Origin of the sequence: Rathayibacter sp. AY1A2, assembly GCF_002930935.1 — a bacterium.
In the GTDB taxonomy this organism is placed as follows: Bacteria; Actinomycetota; Actinomycetes; order Actinomycetales; family Microbacteriaceae; genus Rathayibacter.
The window spans coordinates 1-21,612 of record NZ_PSTP01000023.1; the positions used below are offsets into that span (position 1 = coordinate 1).

A 21,612-nucleotide genomic window follows, 5' to 3' on the forward strand; every position below is an offset into this window, starting at 1 on the left:
GATCTCGGGGGAGGGGGGTTCTCGGGGGCGGTGCAGGAGGAGCGCTGCGGGACGCTCCTCCCCCGGCCCGTCGCGCGGGGGCGCTCCGGGCCGGGTGGAGAGGGGATCAGCTCGCGAAGGTCCAGGTGAGCGGGAGCGAGGCGGACAGGCCCTGGTAGGCGTTGGTGGCCGACGAGTCGAGGGTCACGGCGATGGAGAAGGGGGTGGAGGTGCCGGGGGTGACCGGGGCGGTGTTGAGGGTCTTGACGGCCGAGCCGGCGAGGGTCGCGGCGGTGCCGGTGAAGACGGTGGTCCCGCCGGAGGTGATCACGACGTTGAGCTTGCCGCAGAAGTCGGTGGCGGAGCCGGAGGCGCCGGCCGCGACGTTGTTGCTCTGCGAGCAGGTGGCGCCGGGGGTCAGCGTGAAGGTGTTGGCGTTGACGGTGCCGGTGTTCTTCAGCGTGATCGCGGTGGTGACGGTCTGGCCGGGGACCATCGTGGTCGATCCGCCGAACTTGTTGATGGTCGCGCAGGTCGCGGTGTTGGTGCTGATCGAGCCGCCGTCGGTGCTGAGGCAGGTGATGGGGCTGGCACCGGTCGACTTCTCCTCCATGACGAGCGAGCCGGAGGCGGCGGTGTTGCCGGTGTTGGAGATGCTCGCGACGAAGCCGGACAGGGTGCCGGACATCGAGACGGAGAGGAGAGCGGCGGCGGCGATGCTCGTCGCGATGGCGAGGGGAGCGAAGCGGACGCGCTTGGACTTGGCGGTGTGGGTCGACATGGCAGGACTCCTGATCGGGTGGGGCGGGCTGATGCTGAAGGGGGAGGGTCCGGCTGGTGGTCCGCCGAACTCGATTGACCGCTAAGTTACTTGATGACCAAGATACATTGCAATCGTTCTTTCACCCCCTGTCCGGGTGACAGGCCGGGACCCTCGAGGGCGACCCGTACGATGACCCCAGCCCTACCCCGAGAAGGACGAATGACCACCGAGAGACCGACCCCGCGCGACGTCGACCAGGACGCGCCCGCCGTGCAGCTGCGGCAGTCGCTCCGGCTGCTCGAGAACGCGCAGCGGCACCTCCGCGCGAGCATCGCCGCGGGCGTGGGCGTGGGCATCTCGGAGCTCACCGCGCTCGAGGTGCTCGGCGAGTCGCCCGACCTCACGCCGAAGTGGCTGGGTCTCGAGCTCTCCCTCTCGACGGGCGCCGTGACCGCGCTCCTCGACCGGCTGGCGACCGCCGGCCACGTCGACCGGCTCGCCAACCCGCAGGACCGCCGCAGCGTCCTGCTGCGCCTCACCGCCTCCGGGGAGCAGCTGCTCGCGCAGGTGGACGAGCGCTACGACGAGGTCAGCGCGGAGGTGCTGAAGGCCTCCCCCGGGCTGAACGGCATGGCGGACGACCTGGCGCGTGCCGCCGCGGTCATCACCGCGCACACGATCCGCTGATCCGCGCCAGTCGCTAGGAGTCCAGCGCCCGGGTCAGGGTCCAGACGTTGCGCCCCTCCGAGCGCTCGTGCTCGAACGTGGTCGTCAGCGCCTGGATGAGGGCGAGCCCGCGGCCCGACTCCGCGAAGACGTCCGGCATCTCCCGCGGCCCCGTGCCGATTTCCGGCGGATCGGCCGTGTCGACCAGCTCCGCGTGGATCGCGTCTCCCTCGACGCGCACGACGAGGCGGCAGACGATCGTCGTCGTCGACGTCGCGTGCTGGATGACGTTGTCGACCAGCTCGACCAGCGCCGTCTCGACGGCCATGCGGTCGCGGGCCGGCAGGTCCGGCCGCTCGCCCCAGAGCCCGGCGAGCATCTCGTGGACGACCTCGGTGTCGTCCGGGGGCGTGCGGAACCCGACGCTGCGCTCAGTCACGGTACGCGTCGCCGGCGGTGTCGAAGAGGGTGAGCACCCGGTCCAGGTTGGACAGCTGCAGCACCATCACGACCTGCCCGCTGGGAGCCGCGATCCGCAGGTCGCCGCCCGCCTGCCGCGCGGTCTTGAGAGCGCCGACCAGGGCGCCGAGACCGGAGGAGTCCATGAACGTCACCGCGCTGAGCTCGACGACGATGCGGGGGCTGCCCTCGTCGATCGCCCGGCGGACGGCCGAGCGCAGCTCCGGAGCCGAGGCCGCGTTGAGCCGCCCCTCCCCCCGCAGCACGGCGATGTCGGGGGCGATCGTCTCGGTCGTGAACGTCATGCGGGGTCCTTCTCGGCGGAGCGGTCGGCGCCCGTGCGGGTCAGCACGAGGGCGGTGATGTCGTCGGACGCGGAGCCGGAGGCGGCGAGCGCCCTCAGCGCCTGCAGGAACTCGGCGGTGTCGGCGGAGTCGCGGGCGAGGTCGACCGCGCGCGCCAGGGACTGCAGGGTCCCGTCGTAGAGGTCGAGGACGCCGTCGGTGAAGGCCAGGAGCGAGTCGCCGACCGCGAGCTCCACGGTCTGGGTGATCCAGCCGCCGTCCTCCGCGATGCCCAGCGGGAGGCCCAGTGCCGCGAGCCGCTGGAACGAGCCGTCGGCGCGGAGGAGGACGGTGAGCCCGTGGCCCGCGTCGACGAAGTCGATCCGGCCGGACGCGGTGTCGAGGCGCCCGTGGAAGAGGGTCGCGAAGGTCTCGGTGGCCGTGAAGTCGTCGTGCAGCTGCGCGCTCACCGCGCTGACGACCGCGTCGGGGTCGCCGCCCAGGCGCGCCCGGAACGCGGAGCGGATGGACGCGGCCACGATCGCCGCTGCCGTCCCCTTGCCCATCACGTCCACGAGGGTCAGGTCGACCGTCTCGTCGTCGCCGCGCCAGCTGTAGAAGTCGCCGGTGATCGTCCACCGCGGCAGCGAGAGCCCCGAGAGCTCGTAGCCGGCAGGGTGGTGGAGGGAGGAGGGAGCCATCTGCGTCTGCATGTCGGCGGCGCGGTCGCGCTCCGCCGTGTCGCGCAGCTCCCGCTCGACCCACTCGCCGAACTCCTCGAGCAGCTGCCGCTCGTCCGGGGTGAGGCTCCGGGGCACGAAGTCGATGAGGCAGAGGGTGCCCAGCTGAAGGTCGCCCTCGACCGACAGCGGCCGCCCGGCGTAGAAGCGGACGTGCGGGTACCCCGCGACGTGCTCGTGCCCGGCCCACGCCTCGTCGGCACCGAGGTCCGGCACGACGAAGGTGGTGCGCTTCTCGAGCGTCGCGTCGCAGAAAGTGCCGGCGCGCGGGTAGGCGAGCACGGCGTCCGGACGCTGCGGGGACTTCGTGAACAGCGTGGTGTCGTCGAGGAAGTGGATCTCGGCCACGGGCACGCGGAACAGCTCCTCGGCCATCCGTGTGATCCGGTCGAAGCGCTCCTCCGGAGCCGACCCCATCATCTCGAGCGCCTCGAGCGCCACCAGCCGCGGATCCTGCTCGGCCTCGATCATCCGTGCCCCCTTCCCCCTGCGCGCCGCGCCGGGACTCCCCGGAGCGCACACGCACCTCCGACCGTATCGCCCCGCTTGACGGGTGGGGGACCTTCGGCGCCTCTGTACCCCTCACGGGGTACGGCTGTCGCAGATCGCGCGGTCGGGAGCGTCGGCGGTGGCCGATCCCGGCCGTCCTCGCCTCCGCCTCTTGCCGCCGGACGGAGCGGACCCCTACTCTTCACCCGACGCTCCCCCGGCGACCCGCGAGCACCCGAAGCCCGCAGGCTCGTGGGCGTCGCCTCAGGAGCGCCCGTGCCCACTCAGCCGCGTCCCCTCCGCCGATCGCGCGCGGAGACGAACCGACCCTCTCGATCCGACGCGCCCCGGCGCGGGAGCCCACTCGCTGCGGCGCTCCTGCTCGTGACCGTCCTGATCCTCCCGCTCGCCACCGCGCCGACAGCGTCCGCCGTCGACTCGGCGGGCGACGAGTACGACGCGATGCGCCTCGCCCTCGTCGCCGATCTGACGGGCACGATCCCGGGAAGCGGGAGCGTCGGCGGCCTCGCCGCGGCGAAGGGCCGCCTCGTCGCCGAGGCCGAGGGCTACTGGTCGACGCTCGAGACCGACGGCGGCGAGCCCTGGCCCGATCTGGTCACGGGCACCTCGGCGGTGGAGGTGTGGACCGCCTACAAGCGGGTCACCGTCCTCGCGACCGCGCTGAAGACCCCCGGCACCGCCCTCAGCGGCGACCCGGCGCTCCTCCGCGACGTCGTCACGACCGCCGACTGGCTCTCGGCGAACCGCTACAACCGCTCCACCACCGGCACCTCCCGCTGGTGGGAGCAGCAGATCGGCATCCCGCTCGAGCTGAACAGCATCACCGCCCTCCTCTACCCCGACCTCTCGGCGGCGCAGGTGCAGGCCTACCTGTCGGCCTCGACGCGCTTCGCCGACACCGTCACCCGGACCGGCGCCAACCGCGTCTGGACGGCGGCGGTCATCGCCGGGCGGGCAGTGCTTCTGAAGCAGCCGGCGAAGATCGCGGAGGCGGCCGCCGGCATCGACCCGGCGCTGAGGACGGTGGCGTCCGGCGACGGCTTCCACGCCGACGGCTCCTTCGTGCAGCACAGCGTCTTCGCCTACAGCGGCGGGTACGGGCTCTCGATGCTCGACACCCTCGACGACCTGTACTCGCTGCTCGACGGCTCCCGCTGGGAGATCACGAGCCCGGAGGGGCTCGGCGTGTACGACCGGCTCGCCTCCTCCTTCGCCCCCGTCACCTGGTGCGGCGCCGTGATGTCGACGGTCCGCGGCCGCGAGACCGCGCGGGCGGAGTCGGAGGACGGCGACGTCGGCGTCCAGCTGCAGGCGGCGGTGCTGCGCCTCGCCGACAGCGCCCCGCCCGCGGTCCGGACCCGGACGAACGCGCTGGCGAAGAGCTGGCTGGCCTGCAACGCCGGCAGCCCCGTGAGCATCGAGACGGCCGGATCCGTCAGCGACGTCGTGCGCGCGCGGCTCGTCCTCGCCGACACGGGCCTGACCGCGACCCCGATCGGCTCGGGCGTCCGGGCCTTCGCCGGCATGGACCGCTTCACGCGGACCACGGCGACCTCGGGCTTCGCCGTCGGCCTGTCGAGCACACGGATCGCCCGCTACGAGTCGCTCAACGGCGAGAACCGCAGCGGCTGGTACACCGGCGACGGCGCGACCTCGCTCCACCTGGGAAGCGGGCGCCAGTACGACGACGGCTACTGGGCCACGGCGAACCCGTACCGGATGCCCGGCACCACCGAGGACACGATCGTCCGGAGCGCGGGCGAGGGCGCGTCGTCCCGCCCGACGACGACCTTCACCGGGAGCCTCGAGAGCCCGTCGCGGCGGACGGGGATCGCGGCGCTCGACTTCGACGCGGCGTCGGTGAGCCTGGTCGCGAAGAAGGCCTGGTTCACCTTCGACGACGAGATCCTCGCGCTCGGCTCCGGGATCACGGCGACCGACATGTCCGGGACCGGCTGGGACGGGGTGCGCCGGCGCGCGGAGACGGTGATCGACGACCGCCGCGACGTCGCTCCCGACGCGAGGCTCCGCGTCGACGGCGTCCTCCGCGGTGCGGAGGCGACCGCCACGAGCACCGCCCGCTGGGCCTCGATCACCGGCTCCGCGGAGTCGGTGGGCTACGTCTTCCCGACGCCGATCGCCCTGACCGCGCAGGGGCGGACCCGCACCGGAGCCTGGAGCGCCGTGAGCGCCACCGGTCCGACGGCGCCGGTGACCGGCCACTACTACTCCCTCACGACGAGCCACGGCACGAACCCGACCGGCGCCTCGTACGCGTACACGGTCCTCCCCGGCGCCTCCGAGGCGGCGACCGCCGCGTACGCGGCGGACCCGGACGTGACCGTGCTCAGCAACACACCCCAGCTGAGCGCCGCCCGCGACCGCTCGACCGGCACCGTGAGCGCCGTGTCGTGGAAGGCCGGGACCACGAGCCCCGTCCTCGTCGGAGGCACCCGGGTCGCGAGCATCACCGGCGCCGGACTGGTCTCGATCCGGGAGGACGCGGACACGGTGACCGTCTCGACCGTCGACCCGACGCAGGTCTCGACGAGCGCGCTCACCGTGACGCTCGCGCGGCCGACCGCGGGCACGGTGTCCTCGAGCGCCGCCCTGAGCGTGACGAGCAGGACGAGCACCGCGACGACGATCACGTTCCGGCCGAACGGGCTGAAGGGAGCGACGGCGTCCATCGTGCTCGCGAAGAGGGCCGCCACTCCGGTGCCGACGGCCACGCCCACGCCGACCGCGACGGCAGCGCCGACCTCGACCTCCACGCCGACCGCCACCGCGACTCCGCTCGCCGCCGTCGGGGCCGGCACCCACCAGAACGGCTCGCCGGCCGTCGCCGTCACGGGCACCTGGTCCACCACCTCCTCCTCCGCGGACAGCGGCGGCGGTGTCTCCTTCTCGTCGACAGGGGGCGCCTCCGCCACCCTCCGCTTCACCGGCACCGGAGTCTCGTGGGTGAGCCGCCGGTCCAGCACGTCCGGGATCGACGAGGTCCGCCTCGACGGCGTCCTCGTGGCCTCGGTCGACCGCTACAGCGCCACCACCCGCTCCGCCCAGACCGTCTGGACCAGCGGGACCCTGCCCGCCGGCACCCACACCGTCACGATCACCCGCGGCAGCACACGGAATCCGGCGGCGACCGGGGGCAACCTGATCCACGACGCCTTCGTCGTGAGGGGCTGACGGCCCGGCTATCACCGGCCGCGGTGCCTGGCCAGGCCCTCGCCCGGCGGCGGGCGGGCCCGTAGCGTCGCCCGGACCGATCGACCCGCCGGGGTCACGACGAGAGGACGCGCCATGAGCAGCACGAGCGACATGATCCGGAGCCACCCCGAGGAGCTGCGCGGCGTCGATCCGGAGGTCCTGGCCGAGTGCATCGACGCGTGCGGCGCCTGCGCGCTCACCTGCACCGCCTGCGCCGACGCGTGCCTCGGCGAGGAGTCGGTCGCCGAGCTGGTCCACTGCATCCGCACCGACCTCGCCTGCGCCGACGTGTGCGCCGCGACCGGCGCCGTGCTCTCGCGCCGCGGCGTCGTCGGATCCGCGGCCGTCCGCGCCCTCGTCGAGGCCTGCCTCCTGGCCTGCCGCGCCTGCGCCGACGACTGCGAGCAGCACGCCGGGATGCACGAGCACTGCCGGATCTGCGCCGAGGCCTGCCGCCGCTGCGAGCAGGCGTGCGAGAGGCTGCTCGCGCAGCTCTGAGCACGGGCTCCACCGCGGAACGCCGGCGGAAGGCCTCCCCCACCGGACTCGACGGGCGGCTGTCAACCGTCCTGCCCTGAGCGTCCGGCGCTCCGCGGAGGTCATCGCCCACATCGAGCTCGAGACGCGCCGCATGCAGCCGGCCCGCCCCTCCTGGAGCGAGGAGATGACGGACATCCCGCCGCTGGACTTCCTCGAGTACACGGACATCGCCGACCTCGAGGACGCCCGGCGCGACCCGATGGACTAGGCCGCCGCCGGCTCCTCGGTGGAGCGGGAGTCGCTGAGGGACAGCGAGCCGATCGTCGCGATCACGCCGACGAGGACCGCCACGACCAGGAAGGCGACCCGCTCACCCGCGAAGAAGCTCCGGACGAGGTCCGCGCTCCACGCGCCCGACGGGAGGGTGGTCGCCACCAGTGCGGCGATCAGCGTGCCGACGACGGCCGTGCCGATGCTGGTGCCGATCTCCTGGGCCGTGTCGTTGAGCGCCGCACCGATCGACGTGCGGTTCGCGGGCATCGCCTCGACGAGGGCGACGGCGCAGATGGTCATGATCGTCCGCAGGCCCACCGTCATCACGACCATCATCACGGCGATCGCGAGGTAGCCCCGGTCCACCGCCCAGGACATCCCGAGCAGCGCGCCGACCAGGAGCCCGGTGCCGATCAGGCAGGCCGCGCGGTGCCCCAGCTTCGCGGCGAGGCGCTCGGTGATCGGAGTGGCGGCGAGCATCGTGACGATGACGGGCAGGTTCGCGAGGCCGGCGCGCACCGGGCTCCAGCCGTAGGCGTACTGGAAGTGCAGGATCAGGCCGAACAGGACGCTCGCGAAGGCGACCGAGGCGCCGAGCTGCGTGAGCGCCGCTCCCCGCGCGGGGCCGGCGCGGAAGATCGCGAGGTCGATCATGGGCGAGACGGCGCGGCGCTCGCGGACGACGAATCCCGCGACGGCGGCGACGGTGCCCGCGGCGCAGGCGATCGTGAGGAGCGACAGCCAGCCGTTCTCGACTCCGCTGGTGAGCGTGTAGCAGCCGAGCCCCACCGCGGCGACGGTGAGGGCGGTCCCCGGCAGGTCGAGCCGACCGGAGGTGAGGTCGGCGCGCCGGTCCGCGGGGACTCCGAGGCGCACGCCGATCCAGACCAGCAGCGCGATCGGGGCGTTGACGACGAGCAGCCACTGCCAGCTGACGGTGCTGAGGATCGAGCCGCCGAGGAGGGGGCCGAGGACCATGCCGGACATCCCGACGATCATCACGATCGTGATCGACCGCATGCGGAGCCTCTCGTCGTCGAAGAGCCGGAACACCAGCGACATCGTGACGGGCGCCATGGCGGCCGCGGCGCAGCCGAGCGCCGCGCGGAGGGCGATCAGCTGGCCGATGTCGGTGACGAGGACGACGGCGAGGCTGATCAGCCCGAACGCGGCGAGGCCGGTGAGGAGCACGCGGCGGCGGCCGAACCGGTCGGCGGCGGACCCGGCTGTCAGCAGCAGCCCGCCGAAGGTCAGGGAGTAGGCACCGGTCACCCACTGCAGTCCGGCGGTCGACCCGTCGAGTGAGCGTCCGATCGTCGGGAGGGCGATCGAGAGCAGCGTGTTGTCGACCATCTCGACGAAGAACGCGAGGCAGAGAGCGGCGAGCGGGAGTGCCGCGGAGCGGAGGGAGGTGTGAGCGCGGGACTCGGCGGAGGTGGTCGTCGGAGCGGACATCGAGGCGCCTTCCTATCGAACGCCGTTCGACTCTCGTACGGCGTTCGATAGTATGGAACGCCGTTCGGTAAGATGCAAGCCATGCCTGCAGATCGCCCGACGGAGACCGCTGCCGCGCCCTCCCCCGCCCGGGGCCGCCGCCGAGCGTCGCACTCGCTCGACACCGTGCTGGCCGAGGCGATCGCGATCCTCGACGAGTCCGGGGAGTCGGCCCTCACGTTCCGCGCGCTCGCGGCCCGACTCGGCGGCGGCGTGGCGAGCATCTACTGGTACGTCGGCAGCCGCGACGAGCTGCTGGAGCGGGCGACCGACGAGGTCATGGGTCGGGTCCTCGCAGACAGCGAGCCGCTCACCCACGGGCCGGACCCGATCGACAACGTCCGCGCCGTCGCACTGGCCCTCTTCGACGAGTGCGTCCGCCGACCCTGGTTCGGCCTCTACATGCTCCGCACGACCGGGGTGCAGCCCAACTCGATGGCGATGTACGAGCGCCTCGGGCAGCAGCTCATGGCTCTCGACCTGACGCCCCGGCAGCGGTTCCACGCCGTGTCGTCCATCGTCAGCTACGTCGTCGGAGTCGCGGCCGACCTGGCGCAGCCGCCGCCCCGCGAGTTCCTTGAGAGCGGGATGGAGAGGGGCGTGTTCCTCGAGCACCTGGCCGACCGCTGGCGCGCCCTCGATCCGGAGGAGTTCCCCTTCGGCCACCACGCGGCCGACGTCATGGCGACGCACGACGACCTCGACGTGTTCCGCTCCGGCCTCGACCTGCTGCTGGCCGGGCTCCGGCTGCAGGCGGGGCGGGGCTGAGGCCGGGTCAGCTCCCCGAGGTCCGCCGGATCGCCACCACGGTCACGTCGTCCGCCAGCAGCCCCTCGGCCGCCAGGCGGGTGACGCCGGCGACCGCAGCGGCGGCGGTCGCGGGGGCGGCGACGGCCGCGTCGGCCACCCGGTCGAGGGCGGCGAGGGAGCCGTCGAAGAGGTCCAGCACGCCGTCGCTGCAGATCAGCAGCAGGTCGCCGGGGTGGAGTCGGAGGCCGGTCGGCTCCCACTCCTGCGTGCCGAGGAGGCCGAGCGGCAGGTGGGCGGAGGGGATGCGCTCGCGCGAGCCGTCGGCGCGGCAGACGATCCCGAGTCCGTGCCCGGCGTCGACGAGCGCGATGTCGCCGGTCGAGGCGCTGAGCCGCAGGTGGAGGAGCGTGACGAACGCGTCGTTCGCCGACAGATCCGGCTCGACGACCCGGTCGATGAGCGCCATCGTCGCCGCGGGGCCGAGAGCGGGAGGAGTGACGCGCAGGGCGGCGCGGACCGTGGCCGCGATCATCGCGGCGCCGACCCCCTTGCCCATCACGTCGGCGACGGTGACGGCGAGCCCGTCGGGCGTGCAGCGCCAGTCGAAGAAGTCGCCGCTCACCGTCCCGCTGGGCACGCAGGCGCCGGCGACGTCGTAGCCCGGGAGGTCCGGGACCGAGCGGGGCTCGAGCCGCCGCTGCACCCTCTCGCCGTCGGCGAGCTCCTGCCGCGAGCGGGCGGCGCCGGCGGTGAGCATCTGCGCGACCTGCTCGCCGCTGAGCGACGCCATGCTGAACGACACCACGACCAGCAGCACGAGCGTGATCAGCGTGGTGGTCGGGGTCCCGAACCAGGTCGCGAACAGCTCGCTGCGCAGCCCCGCGGCCAGGAACACGGCGAACCGGAGCGCGTAGTAGAGGGAGAGGGCGCCGGAGCTCAGCAGCAGCGGCCAGCGCGTGCGCGAGCGCCCGGCGCCGAGCAGCGCGATCTCGCGGGTCGACAGGCCGATGAGGAGCGCCATCGAGGCGAGGTAGAGCGGCCCTCCCGACCAGTCGTTGACGGCGGGCGAGTCGAGGCTGGACACGCCCGTCACCACCACGGTCGGAGCGACCACCAGCCACCACGGCGTCGGCCTGCCGCGGAGGGAGCGGCTCGCCGCCCAGACCGCGGCGGCGCCGGCCACGATGAGCCCGTTGCCGAGCGGATTCGCCCACACCTGGTCGGCCGTGCCGTCGCGGAGGTAGGCGAGCGAGCCGCCCATGAACAGCGCGAGCGCCGTGCACCACCAGAAGCTGAAGGACGAGCGCGTCGACCGGTAGGTGACCAGCGCGAACAGCAGGAAGAGGGTGAGGGCGGTGACCCCGAAGGCGACGCGGAGGGTCGTGGCATCGAGCAAGGCGGGTCCGTGGCCCTTCCAGGAGACCGAGCGGCGGAGCGGCGGACGGGCGCCGTGATCAAGGGGATCCTGGCACGGCGCGCGGGCCGCTCGGGGCGCGCCGTGGAGGCCGGCCCCGGGGATCCGCGGCAGTGCGGCCCGTCCGCCCACCCGACGGGGGGAGCAGGAGGGGGGGGTCGCACGTTCGAGGAGAGACCACCGCCCTCGCGCTCGATACAGCATCGCGTGTACCGTCGCTCCCGTGCCCGCCACCGCGACCCTCACCCACTCCGCTGCTCTCGCGCGCCTCGGATCCGCCCTGGCGGACGAGACCCGGTCCCGGATCCTGCTCGCGCTGCGCGAGGCTCCGGCCGTCCCCTCCGACCTCGCGGACGCGCTCGGGGTCTCGCGGCAGGTGATGTCGAATCAGCTCGCGTGCCTCCGCGGATGCGGGCTGGTGGAGGCCGTGAAGGACGGCCGGTACACCTGGTACCGGCTGGCCGAGACCCGGATCGCCGGGGCGCTCGACCACCTGCTCCGCCTGGCCCTGGTCGTCGATCCGGACTGCTGCTCCGGCGACGACTGCCGCTGCGCATGACCGCCCTGCGCGCTCCGCTCCTCCCCGCCCGCCGCCGCGTGCTGCAGAGGCGCATCCGCTGGATCGTCGGCGCGACCATCGCCTACAACGTGGTGGAGGCGATCGTGGCCCTCGCCGCCGGGACGGTCGCGTCGTCCACCGCGCTCGTCGCCTTCGGCCTCGACTCCGTGGTGGAGGTGCTCTCCGCCGCGGCCGTCGCCTGGCAGTTCTCGGGCCGCGATCCGGAGGCGCGCGAGCGCACCGCCCTGCGGGTGATCGCCGTCTCGTTCCTCGGCCTGGCCGCGTTCGTCGCAGTCGACTCGGTCCGGGCGCTGCTCGGATTCTCGGAGGCCCAGCACTCCCCCGTCGGCATCGTGCTGGCCGCCGTCAGCCTGCTGGTGATGCCCGCGTTCTCCCTGCTCGAGCGCCGGACCGGCCGCGAGCTCGGCTCGGCCTCGGCCGTCGCGGACTCGAAGCAGACGCTCCTCTGCTCGTACCTCTCCGCCGCCGTCCTGGTGGGCCTGCTGCTGAACAGCACGCTCGGATGGACGTGGGCCGACCCCGTCGCCGGCCTCGTGATCGCCGCGGTCGCCGTCCGCGAGGGCCTGGAGGCCTGGCGCGGCGAGTCCTGCACGACGCCGATCTCCGCGCTGACGAGCGAGGACTCCGAGGCCTGCGGCTGCTGCTGAAGAGGGAGGGACGGCGCGGCGCACATCGGCGGTGACCGACCTCCGTCAGGACTTCGTCGCGAGGCCGGCGGCCGATGGGACCCGCTCCGGACCTACCGACGGCCGACCCGCGCCTCGACGACGTGCCGGCACCCGATCCCGCCGCGCTCCAGCTCCTCGCGCTTGCGGCGGAGTTCGACGCGGACCCGCCGCGCCTCGGCCAGCGGCAGCACCGCCTCCGGATCGACGGTCGCCAGCAGGAGCGCCGCCCGCGACCTCGCCGCCACCCGCACGTCCAGGCACGGCGTCTCCTCGGCGAGCCCGAGCAGCGCGTCCACCAGCAGCTCCAGCTCGACCGCGGTCGCGTGGAGCACCAGCACCCGCGAGGCCGTGCTCGACGGGCGGCGGACGAGGAGCGTCGCTCCGGTCATCATCGCCGCCCTCCGCTGCTCGGGACCGGTCCGGGACGTCCGCCCCGCCTCGGCCCTCGGCGACCGCCCGCGCGACGTCGGCGTGCACGCATGGGGTTCCTTCTCTCGTCCTGCTGCGGTGCGATCTGCACCGCACCTCCATCCGACGACTCGGGCACCCGGGCCGGGGAGAGGGTCGCCACGCGCGCGTCGGCGGGTCAGGAGGCGCCGGGGCCGCCGGGGATGAGAGGGTTGCGCGATGTCCACTGCGAGCGTGCCGTCGCCGCGCGCCGGAGTCCGGACCCGGCGCTTCCGGCGCCTCGCCCGCACGGGCTTCGCCGTCAACGGACTGATCCACCTCCTGATCGGCGGCCTCGCCCTGCGCGTCGCGGTCAGCGACGAGACCTCGCGGGAGGCGGACGCGTCCGGAGCGATCGGGCGCATGGCCGACTCCCCCGTCGGGCTCGTGGTGGTCTGGGCCGCGCTGGTCGGGCTGGTCGCGCTCGGCCTCTGGCAGCTCTCCCTCGGCGGGCGCTCCTCCGCGCCGGGGCTCCCCGCCCGCCTGGGCCGCCGGATCGTCGAGTCGGGCAAGGGCTTCGCCTCGCTCACGCTCGCGGGCACCACGCTCGTCTTCGCGCTCGGCGGCTCGACGAGCTCCTCGGCCACGATCCGCCGCATCAACACCGAGCTGCTGACGAGCACCGTCGGCGTCGTGATCCTCGTGATCGTCGGCGGGATCGTGCTGGGCAGCGGGATCGGCTTCGTCGCGATCGGGATCCGGCGCGGCTTCCGCAAGCTCGTCCGCATCCCCGAGGGCCCGACGGGGACGGCCGTGCTGATCCTCGGCGCGACCGGCTACATCACGAAGGGGCTCGCTCTGGGCCTGGCCGGCGGGATCTTCGTGGTCGCGGCGCTGACCGGCGACGCCCGCCAGGCGACCGGGCTCGACGGGGCCATCCGCTTCCTCGACGTCCCTCCGTACGGCACGATCGCCCTGACCCTCGTCAGCGCGGGACTGGTCATGTACGGGCTGTTCCTCGTCGCCCGGGCGAAGCTCGCGAAGCTCTGAGCCGACGCGGCAGTCGTTCACAGTCGCCACCCATATCGCTGAGTATCGTTCGGAGAAACAGGAGGTCATCATGAACGGATCGTCATCGACCGGCGCGTTCGGCACCGGCACGCCCATCGAGAGCATCTGGCGCGCGATGGAGCAGGCCCGCTCCCGCATGGAGAAGCGCGTCGGCTCCCGGGTCGGCCGCGGGGACGTGCGCACCGCGGTGCTCGCGCTCCTCGCCGAGCAGCCCATGCACGGCTACCAGATCATCCGCGAGATCGAGGAGCGCAGCGGAGGCGACTGGAAGCCGAGCCCCGGCTCCGTCTACCCGACCCTCCAGCTCCTCGCGGACGAGGGCCTCATCACGGCCGACGAGCAGAACGGCCGCAAGACCTACACGCTGACCGACGCCGGCCGCGCGACGGTCGCCGAGCACGGCACCTCGACCCCGTGGAACGACTCCGACCACGTCGACTTCGGCGCCCTGCCCAAGGCGGGCCTCGAGCTCGCCCAGGCCGCGGCCCAGGTCGGACGCTCGGGCACCCCCGAGCAGATCCGCAAGGCCGTCGCCGAACTCGAGGACGTGCGCCGCCGCCTGTACGCGATCCTCGCGCAGGACTGACCCGGGTGGCCTCGGTCAGCCCGGGTCCTGCCGCCCCGGGCCACCGAGAGCGGGAGGACCGGCGGCGCTACCGCCGGATCCTCCGCTTCGCCGCGTGGCATCTCGCGGTCACCTGGTTCTTCGACCTGCTCCTGCCGCGGGTGGGGCTCACGCGCGTCGCGCTCCGCACCCGGCCCGGCCGGATGCGCCGCTTCGCCCGCAGCTTCCACGTGCTCGCGGTCGACCTCGGCGGCCTGATGATCAAGGTCGGCCAGTTCATGTCGTCGCGCCTGGACGTGCTGCCGCCCGAGATCACCCGGGAGCTGGAGGGGCTGCAGGACGAGGTCCCGCCCGTCCCGTTCCCGCGGATCCGGGCGCTGGCCGAGTCCGAGCTCGGGCTGCCGCTCGAGCGCGCGTACGCCGGAGTCGACGAGTCGCCCGTCGCCGCCGCCTCTCTCGGGCAGGCTCACCGCGCCCGGCTCTCCCCCGTCGACGCCGAGGACACCGGCTACTCCGCCGCCATCATGAAGGTGCAGCGGCCGGGGATCGACCAGATCGTCGAGGTCGACCTCGCGGCTCTGCGCCGCGTCGGCGGCTGGCTCAGCCACGTGCGCCTCGTCTCGGACCGCGTCGACGCCCCGGCCCTCGTCGAGGAGTTCGCGGTCACCAGCCTCGAGGAGATCGACTACCTGCAGGAGGCGGCCAACTCCGTCCGCTTCGCCGCCGACTTCGCGGGCGACGCCCGGGTGGCCGTCCCGGACGTGGTCTGGGAGCGCTCGACCCGCAAGGTCCTCACGCTCGAGGACGTCACCGCGATCAAGATCACCGACCACGCCGCGCTGCTGGCCGCCGGGATCGACCCGCGGGAGGTCGCTCCGGTCTTCGCGGCCGTGATGTTCGACCAGCTCTTCACCAACGGCTACTTCCACGCGGATCCGCACCCCGGCAACGTCTTCGTCACGCCGACCCCCGGGGGCGAGCTGCCCTGGCGCCTCACCTTCATCGACTTCGGGATGATGGGCGAGGTGCCGCCGAGCACCCGCGCGGGCCTGCGCCGGATGCTGATCGCCGCCGCCTCCCGCGACGGCAAGGGGCTCGTCGACGCGGCCCGAGCGGTCGGCGTCCTCCTCCCCTCGGCCGACTCCCGCGAGCTGGAGCGGGCGCTCACGCAGCTCTTCGCCCGCTTCGGCGGCATGGGCTTCGCCGAGCTGCGGGAGGTGGATCCGCGCGAGTTCCGCGACTTCGCCGTGCAGTTCGGCGACGTCGTGCGCGCGCTGCCGTTCCAGCTCCCCGAGAACTTCCTGCTCGTCATCCGCGCGATGTCGCTGACCTCGGGCGTCTGCAGCGCGCTCGACCCGGCCTTCAACCTGTGGGACTCGGTCGAGCCCTACGCGCAGCAGCTGATCCGCGAGGAGCGCGGCTCCGTCGTGCAGGACGTCGGCAAGCAGGCCGTCGACACGCTCGGCCTGATCTGGCGCCTGCCGCGCCGGCTCGACGAGCTCGTCACGACCCTCGACGACGGCGAGCTCGCGGTCACCGTCCCCACCATCGAGCGCCGGCTGAACCGGCTCGAGGGCACCGTCCGCCGCGTGATCTCGGCCGTGCTGTTCGCGGGCCTGCTGATCGCCGGCGCCGTCGTGCGCCCGGACGACAGCGGCTTCGGGACCGTGCTGATGATCGCGTCGGCGCTGCCGCTGCTGCACGCCCTGCTGGCCCGCGGCCCGCGCGGCTGACGGCCGCCGTCGGGCCGCGGCTGCCGCGTCGCATCCGTCACCTCCTCCGCCCACCTCACCGGCGACGCGGTCGACATCGGCTACACGGACGCGGACAGCTGGCTCGCGCAGCACGGCACCGACTACGGGCTCTGCCAGACCTACGCGAACGAGATCTGGCACTTCGAGCTCGCCACCGAGCCGGGCGGCGACTGCCCGGAGCAGCTGCCCGACGCGAGCGCGACCTGAGCGGCTCTCCCGCGCTCCCGGGGATCCGATGCGTCGCGAACGGTCGTCATCGGAGCCGCGTGGGAGCCGTTCGCGACGCATCGATCGCGCAGGCGGCCGGGCGACCGGGCTCAGCGGCTGGTGAGCAGCTCGACGAACTCGTCGGCCATCGCGAGCTGGGCGCTCAGCGCCTCGCGGCGCTCGCGGGCCTGCGCGACGAAGGCGTCGAGCTGCGCGCGGACCTCGGCCGGCGCGTCGTCGCCCTCGGCCTCGAGGGTGTCGATCACGCGGAGCAGCGCGGCCATCTCCTCCAGCGAGAAGCCGAGCGGCTTCATGCGGCGGATGAGGATCAGGCGGTCGTAGTCGGTGGACGTGTAGAGGCGGAAGCCGCCCTCGGTGCGGCCGGACGCCTTCACGAGGCCGATCTCGTCGTAGTGGCGCAGGGTCCGGAGCGAGAGGCCGGTCCGCTCGGCGAGCTCGCCGATGTGCATGGTGCCGATCCTGCTCACCCCTTCAGATCTACCCTTACGTGAGGGTAGGGTTGCACGTGCTGCTGACACGCCTCTGCAAGCTTGGCATCCCCGCCCGCTTCCGCCGACCCGATGCCGCAGCCCTCCGCGCTCCTCGTCGAGCACCCCTCCCACTCCCTGGAGCCGCCGCGATGGCCCTCGCCTCGAAGACCCCTGCCCGCCCGCACGCCGAGCCCACCGTGATGACGGCGCTGCGCACCCCCCGCATCCTGACCCGCGAGGTCCTCGCCGGCCTCGTGGTCGCGCTCGCGCTCATCCCCGAGGCGATCTCGTTCTCGATCATCGCGGGCGTGGATCCGCGGGTCGGCCTCTTCTCGTCGTTCGTGATGGCCGTGTCGATCGCGTTCCTCGGCGGACGCCCCGCGATGATCACCGCCGCCACGGGCGCCGTCGCCCTCGTGATCGCCCCCGTCGCCCGCGACTACGGGATGGACTACTTCATCGCGACGGTGATCCTCGCGGGCGTGTTCCAGATCGTGCTCGGGCTGCTCGGAGTGGCGAAGCTCATGCGCTTCATCCCCCGCAGCGTGATGGTCGGATTCGTGAACGCGCTGGCGATCCTGATCTTCTCGGCGCAGATCCCCAACCTGATCGGCGTGCCCTGGCTGGTCTACCCGCTGGTCGCCGTCGGCATCGTGATCATGGTCGTGATGCCGCGCCTGACGAAGGCCGTTCCGGCGCCTCTCGTCGCCATCGTCCTGATCACCGCGGCGGTCGTCGTCACGGCGGTCGCCGTCCCGACCGTGGGCGATCAGGGCGAGCTGCCCCGCAGCCTCCCCGAGCTGTTCGTGCCGAACGTGCCGCTGACCTGGGAGACCTTCACGACCATCGCACCGTACGCCGTCGCGATGGCGCTCGTCGGGCTCCTCGAGTCGCTGATGACCGCGAAGCTCGTCGACGACATCACCGACACCCCCTCCCGCAAGACCCGCGAGTCGCTCGGGCAGGGCGCCGCGAACGTGCTCTCCGGCCTGTTCGGCGGCATGGGCGGCTGCGCGATGATCGGCCAGACGATGATCAACGTGAAGGCGTCCGGCGCCCGCACCCGCATCTCGACCTTCCTCGCCGGCGTGTTCCTCCTGATCCTCGTCGTCGCGCTCGGCGACCTCGTCGCGATCATCCCGATGGCCGCGCTGGTCGCGGTGATGGTGATGGTCTCGGTGGCGACGTTCGACTGGCACAGCATCCGCCCGTCGACTCTGAAGCGGATGCCCGTGGGCGAGACGGTCGTCATGATCGCCACGGTCGTCGTGGTCGTCCTCACCCACAACCTGGCGATCGGAGTCGTCGTCGGCGTCCTCGCCGCCATGGTCGTCTTCGCCCGCCGGGTCGCCCACTTCGCCACCGTCGAGCGCACCCTCTCGGCCGACGGATCGACGGCCCACTACACGGTCACCGGCGAGCTGTTCTTCGCCTCCAGCAACGACCTCACCACGCAGTTCTCCTACGCGGAGGACCCTGCGCACGTCGTGATCGACCTCTCCGGCTCCCACATCTGGGACGCCTCGACCGTCGCCGCGCTGGACGCCGTCACGACCAAGTACGAGCGCCACGGCACCCGCGCCGTGATCGCGGGCATGAACGACGCCTCCACCCGGATGCACGGCCGCCTCGCCGGGAACCTCGGCGCGGGGCACTGAGGGCGGGGGCCGCGGGACCGCGGCGCCCGCCGGGGTCGATGCGTCACGAACGGTCGTCACGGCGGGCGGATGAGGACCGTTCGTGACGCATCGATCCCGAGGGGGCGGGGGTGGGAGGGCGAGCGGGCGGCGCTAGACGCGCACGGGCGCGACGGAGGCGCGGCGGATCAGCCGCGTCTCCAGCTCCATGCGGGTGGCCGAGGCTCCCGAGGCGAGCGGGGTCGCCGACCGGTGCGCCTGGTGCAGCATCCGGAAGGCGATGGCGCCCATCTCGCCGATGGGCTGCTGGATCGTGGTCATCGGCGGGGTCGCCCAGGCCGACTCCTCGACGTCGTCGAAGCCGATGACGCTGAGGTCTCGCGGGATGCGGAGGCCGGCGTCGTCGGCGGCCTCGTAGACGCCGAGCGCCATCACGTCGGAGCAGGCGAAGAAGGCGGTCGGCACGTCCGGCTCAGCGAGCATCAGCCCGGCGGCCTCGCGGGCCAGCTCGCGGTCCCAGTCGCAGTAGGCGACGCGCGGATCCTCGACCCCGGCGGCGCGGAGCGCGGTGGTGAAGCCGTCGATCCGGGCGCTGCTGTAGAGCTGGGTGCGGGTGCCGCCGAGGACGCCGAAGCGGGTGTGGCCGGCGTCGAGGAGGTGCTCGGCGGCCATGCGGCCCCCGTCCCAGTTGGTCGCGCCGACGCTCGCGACGTCGGCCGGCGGCCGCGTGCTGGGGTCGACGACGACGACGGGCAGCTCGGCGGTGGTCAGCAGGTGCAGCTGCGCGGCCGAGACGTTGACCAGCACCACGATGGCGCCGAGTGAGGGGCGGCGGAGGAGGCGGCTGATCCAGGCGCCGTCGTCGCGGGCGCGGGTGAGCACCAGGTCGGCCCCGGCGGCGGAGGCCTCGGCCTCGATCCCCTCGAGGACCGGTCCGATCCAGGTGCCGCCGATGTGGCCGACGACGACGTCGACGATCTGGGCGGAGTGCGGATCCTCGACCGGCGGGCGCAGACGCGGTCGGCGGCGGTAGCCGAGCGCGTGCGCCGCCTCCATCACGCGCAGACGGGTCGCCTCCGAGACGTCGGTGCCGCCGTTGAGCACCTTCGAGACGGTGGGGACGCTCGTCCCGGCGCGCTCGGCGATGAGCGCCATGGTCGGGCGGGTGGTCGCTCCGGAGACGTCGTCGTGGTCGGGCATGTGCTCACCGTAGCGGATGCCGACTTTCGCAACTAGCCCTGCGCCAGGACGGCTTGCTCCGCCGGGAACCGCGGTGCATGATGGTCGGACGCCGGGGCTCCCGCACAGAAGTTGCGCAAGTCCTGTTCGATGACGAACCGCGGAGCGATCCGCCCGCACTTGAGGACGACGATGACCGACCACTCCCCGACCACTCCCGGCAAGACGGCCCTCGTCGTCCGAGGGGGCTGGGACGGCCACCAACCGGTCGAGGCGACCGAGCTGTTCCTGCCGTTCCTCCGCGACAACGGCTACGACGTGCGCGTCGAGGAGTCGACCGCCGTGTACGCCGACGAGGCGTACATGCGGACGGTCGACCTGATCGTGCAGTCGAACACGATGACCTCCATCCAGTGGGAGGAGTTCCTGGGCCTCCGCGCGGCGGTCGAGCGCGGCACGGGCCTCGCCGGCTGGCACGGCGGGATCGCCGATTCCTACCGCGACAACTCCGACTACCTGCAGCTGATCGGCGGCCAGTTCGCCTCGCACCCCGGCAAGCACCCGGACGAGCGCACCGGCGAGCAGTCGGACAACTACATGCCGCACACGATCGAGATGACGGCCCTCGCCGCCGACCACCCGATCACGCAGGGCATCTCCGACTTCGAGCTGGTCACGGAGCAGTACTGGGTGCTGCACGACGACTACAACGACGTGCTCGCCACGACCACGCAGGCCGTCCGCCCGTGGGATCCGTGGAAGCGCCCCATCACCTCCCCCGCGATCTGGACCCGCCTCTGGGGCGAGGGCCGCATCTTCGTCTCGACGCCGGGCCACCGCGTCGAGATCCTCCAGGACGACAACGTCCGCACGATCATCGAGAGGGGAATGCTGTGGGCGTCCCGCTGAGAGTCGGCATCATCGGCGTCGGGAAGATCAGCGAGCAGTACCTCGCGAACCTCCCGACCTTCCCCGGCCTCCGCCTCGTCGCGGTCGCCGACCTGAACCAGGAGCGGGCGCAGCAGGTCGCCGACGAGCAGGGCGTCCGCGCCCTCACCGTCGACGCGCTGATCGACGACCCGGAGATCGACGCGGTGCTGAACCTCACGATCCCGGCGGCGCACGTCGAGATCGGCACCCGCGCCCTGAAGGCGGGCAAGCACGTCTTCGCCGAGAAGCCGCTCGGGCTGAACCCGGCCGAGGCCGCGCCGATGCTCGACCTCGCGGACGAGCTGGGCCTGCGCTTCGCGAGCGCCCCGGACACGGTGCTCGGGACCGGGGTGCAGACCGCGCGCCTCACCCTCGACTCCGGCGCGATCGGGACCCCGATCGCCGCGCAGGTGCACTGGGCCGCGCCCGGCCACGAGCGCTGGCACCCGGCGCCCGAGTTCTACTACCAGCCCGGCGGCGGCCCGCTGCTGGACATGGGCCCGTACTACCTGACGGCGCTCGTGCACTTCTTCGGGCCGGTCGTCCGCGTCACGGGCCTGGCCACCCGCTCCGACCGCCCGCGCACGATCGAGACCGGGCCGAAGGCGGGCACGCCGATCGAGGTGACGATCGACACGCACATCACCGCGCTGCTCGAGCACGCGAGCGGAGTCGCCACGACCGTCACCGTGAGCTTCGAGGTCTGGCGCAGCCGGGCCCCGAAGTTCGAGGTCTACGGCACCGAGGGCACCATCTCGGTCCCGGATCCGAACATGTTCTCGGACCCGGTCGAGGTCGCCGTCCGCGACGAGGACTGGCGGGTCGTCCCCGACTCCGCCGGCGTGATCGACACCGGTCGCGGAGTGGGACTGGCCGACCTCGCGGAGGCGATCGCGGAGGACCGCCCGCACCGCGCCTCCGGCCGCGTGGCCCTGCACGTGCTCGAGATCATGGACGCCGTGCTCCGCTCGAACGAGGAGAAGGCGGTCGTGACGATCGCGAGCACCGCCGAGAAGCCCGACGTGATGCCGCTGCGCACGGCGGGCTCGATCGGCGCCTGACAGCGCCGGGGGGCGACGACGGGAGGCGGGGGATCGCCGCCAGCGCGTCGCTCCCCG

General features: G+C 73.1%; 21 protein-coding genes. 12 read left to right on the forward strand and 9 right to left on the reverse strand.

Features of this window, described 5'->3' with window-relative positions; all coding sequences use genetic code 11:
• Positions 1 to 106: 106 nt before the first annotated feature.
• Entirely contained in the window at positions 107 to 760 is a 654-nt protein-coding gene (locus C5B93_RS14870) for a hypothetical protein (RefSeq protein WP_104224276.1), read from the reverse strand.
• Positions 761 to 961: 201 nt separating this feature from the next.
• Here C5B93_RS14870 and C5B93_RS14875 point away from each other — a divergent pair, with 201 nt between their 5' ends.
• Positions 962 to 1,429 carry a MarR family transcriptional regulator gene (locus C5B93_RS14875; protein ID WP_104224277.1) on the forward strand — a complete coding sequence of 156 codons (468 nt, stop codon included), beginning with the start codon at positions 962 to 964 and terminating at the stop codon, positions 1,427 to 1,429.
• 13 nt (positions 1,430 to 1,442) lie between these two features.
• Here the strand turns inward: C5B93_RS14875 and C5B93_RS14880 are convergent, their stop codons facing one another.
• Genes C5B93_RS14880 through C5B93_RS14890 form a run of 3 tightly spaced genes read right to left on the reverse strand, consistent with a single transcriptional unit; the run spans position 1,443 to position 3,362 of the window.
• Positions 1,443 to 1,847: an ATP-binding protein gene (locus tag C5B93_RS14880; RefSeq protein WP_104267898.1), complete on the reverse strand. Its 405-nt coding sequence runs from the start codon at positions 1,845 to 1,847 to the stop codon at positions 1,443 to 1,445.
• A complete protein-coding gene (locus C5B93_RS14885) occupies positions 1,840 to 2,172 on the reverse strand; it encodes an STAS domain-containing protein (protein WP_104267899.1) in 333 nt (110 codons plus the stop codon). The genes C5B93_RS14880 and C5B93_RS14885 overlap by 8 nt, the downstream gene beginning before the upstream one ends.
• Positions 2,169 to 3,362, reverse strand: a complete 1,194-nt coding sequence (locus C5B93_RS14890) for a PP2C family protein-serine/threonine phosphatase (RefSeq protein ID WP_104224280.1) — start codon at positions 3,360 to 3,362, stop codon at positions 2,169 to 2,171. Before C5B93_RS14890 ends, C5B93_RS14885 begins: the two co-directional genes overlap by 4 nt.
• 402 nt (positions 3,363 to 3,764) lie before the next feature.
• Here C5B93_RS14890 and C5B93_RS14895 point away from each other — a divergent pair, with 402 nt between their 5' ends.
• Together C5B93_RS14895 and C5B93_RS14900 are read left to right on the forward strand one after the other, a co-directional pair.
• The gene (locus tag C5B93_RS14895; protein ID WP_104292789.1) at positions 3,765 to 6,593 is read left to right on the forward strand and encodes a polysaccharide lyase 8 family protein; all 2,829 of its coding nucleotides are present in this window, start codon (positions 3,765 to 3,767) and stop codon (positions 6,591 to 6,593) included.
• 114 nt (positions 6,594 to 6,707) lie between these two features.
• Positions 6,708 to 7,112: a four-helix bundle copper-binding protein gene (locus tag C5B93_RS14900; protein WP_104255963.1), complete on the forward strand. Its 405-nt coding sequence runs from the start codon at positions 6,708 to 6,710 to the stop codon at positions 7,110 to 7,112.
• Positions 7,113 to 7,358: 246 nt separating this feature from the next.
• Here the strand turns inward: C5B93_RS14900 and C5B93_RS14905 are convergent, their stop codons facing one another.
• Entirely contained in the window at positions 7,359 to 8,822 is a 1,464-nt protein-coding gene (locus C5B93_RS14905; RefSeq protein WP_104292790.1) for an MFS transporter, read from the reverse strand.
• Between the two features lie 81 nt (positions 8,823 to 8,903).
• Here C5B93_RS14905 and C5B93_RS14910 point away from each other — a divergent pair, with 81 nt between their 5' ends.
• Entirely contained in the window at positions 8,904 to 9,629 is a 726-nt protein-coding gene (locus C5B93_RS14910; RefSeq protein ID WP_219814051.1) for a TetR/AcrR family transcriptional regulator, read from the forward strand.
• A gap of 7 nt (positions 9,630 to 9,636) precedes the next feature.
• On the opposite strand, the gene C5B93_RS14915 is transcribed toward C5B93_RS14910, so the two are convergent.
• Positions 9,637 to 11,007, reverse strand: coding sequence for a PP2C family protein-serine/threonine phosphatase (locus tag C5B93_RS14915; protein WP_104269622.1), 1,371 nt, complete (start codon positions 11,005 to 11,007; stop codon positions 9,637 to 9,639).
• Positions 11,008 to 11,248: 241 nt separating this feature from the next.
• On the opposite strand from C5B93_RS14915, the gene C5B93_RS14920 reads away from it, so the two are divergent.
• Entirely contained in the window at positions 11,249 to 11,584 is a 336-nt protein-coding gene (locus C5B93_RS14920) for a helix-turn-helix transcriptional regulator (protein WP_104234042.1), read from the forward strand.
• Complete coding sequence (locus C5B93_RS14925; RefSeq protein ID WP_104292792.1) at positions 11,581 to 12,252, forward strand: cation diffusion facilitator family transporter; 672 nt, start codon at positions 11,581 to 11,583, stop codon at positions 12,250 to 12,252. Before C5B93_RS14920 ends, C5B93_RS14925 begins: the two co-directional genes overlap by 4 nt.
• Positions 12,253 to 12,344: 92 nt before the next feature.
• Here C5B93_RS14925 and C5B93_RS14930 read toward each other — a convergent pair whose 3' ends face one another.
• Positions 12,345 to 12,665, reverse strand: a complete 321-nt coding sequence (locus tag C5B93_RS14930) for a hypothetical protein (protein WP_104292793.1) — start codon at positions 12,663 to 12,665, stop codon at positions 12,345 to 12,347.
• 235 nt (positions 12,666 to 12,900) lie between these two features.
• Between C5B93_RS14930 and C5B93_RS14935 the strand changes: the two genes are divergently transcribed.
• The 3 genes from C5B93_RS14935 (at position 12,901) to C5B93_RS14945 (ending at position 16,029) form a co-directional block, all read left to right on the forward strand.
• Entirely contained in the window at positions 12,901 to 13,710 is an 810-nt protein-coding gene (locus C5B93_RS14935; protein WP_104227140.1) for a DUF1206 domain-containing protein, read from the forward strand.
• 70 nt (positions 13,711 to 13,780) lie between these two features.
• Positions 13,781 to 14,317, forward strand: coding sequence for a PadR family transcriptional regulator (locus C5B93_RS14940; protein WP_104224292.1), 537 nt, complete (start codon positions 13,781 to 13,783; stop codon positions 14,315 to 14,317).
• 5 nt (positions 14,318 to 14,322) lie between these two features.
• Positions 14,323 to 16,029: an AarF/ABC1/UbiB kinase family protein gene (locus tag C5B93_RS14945; protein ID WP_104267906.1), complete on the forward strand. Its 1,707-nt coding sequence runs from the start codon at positions 14,323 to 14,325 to the stop codon at positions 16,027 to 16,029.
• 338 nt (positions 16,030 to 16,367) lie between these two features.
• On the opposite strand, the gene C5B93_RS14955 is transcribed toward C5B93_RS14945, so the two are convergent.
• Positions 16,368 to 16,727 (reverse strand): MerR family DNA-binding transcriptional regulator, encoded by a 360-nt coding sequence (locus C5B93_RS14955; RefSeq protein WP_104227142.1) that lies wholly within the window; start codon positions 16,725 to 16,727, stop codon positions 16,368 to 16,370.
• Between the two features lie 170 nt (positions 16,728 to 16,897).
• Here C5B93_RS14955 and C5B93_RS14960 point away from each other — a divergent pair, with 170 nt between their 5' ends.
• A complete protein-coding gene (locus tag C5B93_RS14960) occupies positions 16,898 to 18,406 on the forward strand; it encodes a SulP family inorganic anion transporter (RefSeq protein ID WP_104261213.1) in 1,509 nt (502 codons plus the stop codon).
• 132 nt (positions 18,407 to 18,538) lie between these two features.
• Here C5B93_RS14960 and C5B93_RS14965 read toward each other — a convergent pair whose 3' ends face one another.
• A complete protein-coding gene (locus tag C5B93_RS14965; protein WP_104292794.1) occupies positions 18,539 to 19,585 on the reverse strand; it encodes a LacI family DNA-binding transcriptional regulator in 1,047 nt (348 codons plus the stop codon).
• Between the two features lie 171 nt (positions 19,586 to 19,756).
• Here C5B93_RS14965 and C5B93_RS14970 point away from each other — a divergent pair, with 171 nt between their 5' ends.
• Positions 19,757 to 20,473 (forward strand): ThuA domain-containing protein, encoded by a 717-nt coding sequence (locus C5B93_RS14970; protein ID WP_104224320.1) that lies wholly within the window; start codon positions 19,757 to 19,759, stop codon positions 20,471 to 20,473.
• Entirely contained in the window at positions 20,458 to 21,555 is a 1,098-nt protein-coding gene (locus C5B93_RS14975) for a Gfo/Idh/MocA family protein (protein WP_104255953.1), read from the forward strand. Before C5B93_RS14970 ends, C5B93_RS14975 begins: the two co-directional genes overlap by 16 nt.
• The last annotated feature ends 57 nt before the right edge of the window (positions 21,556 to 21,612 follow it).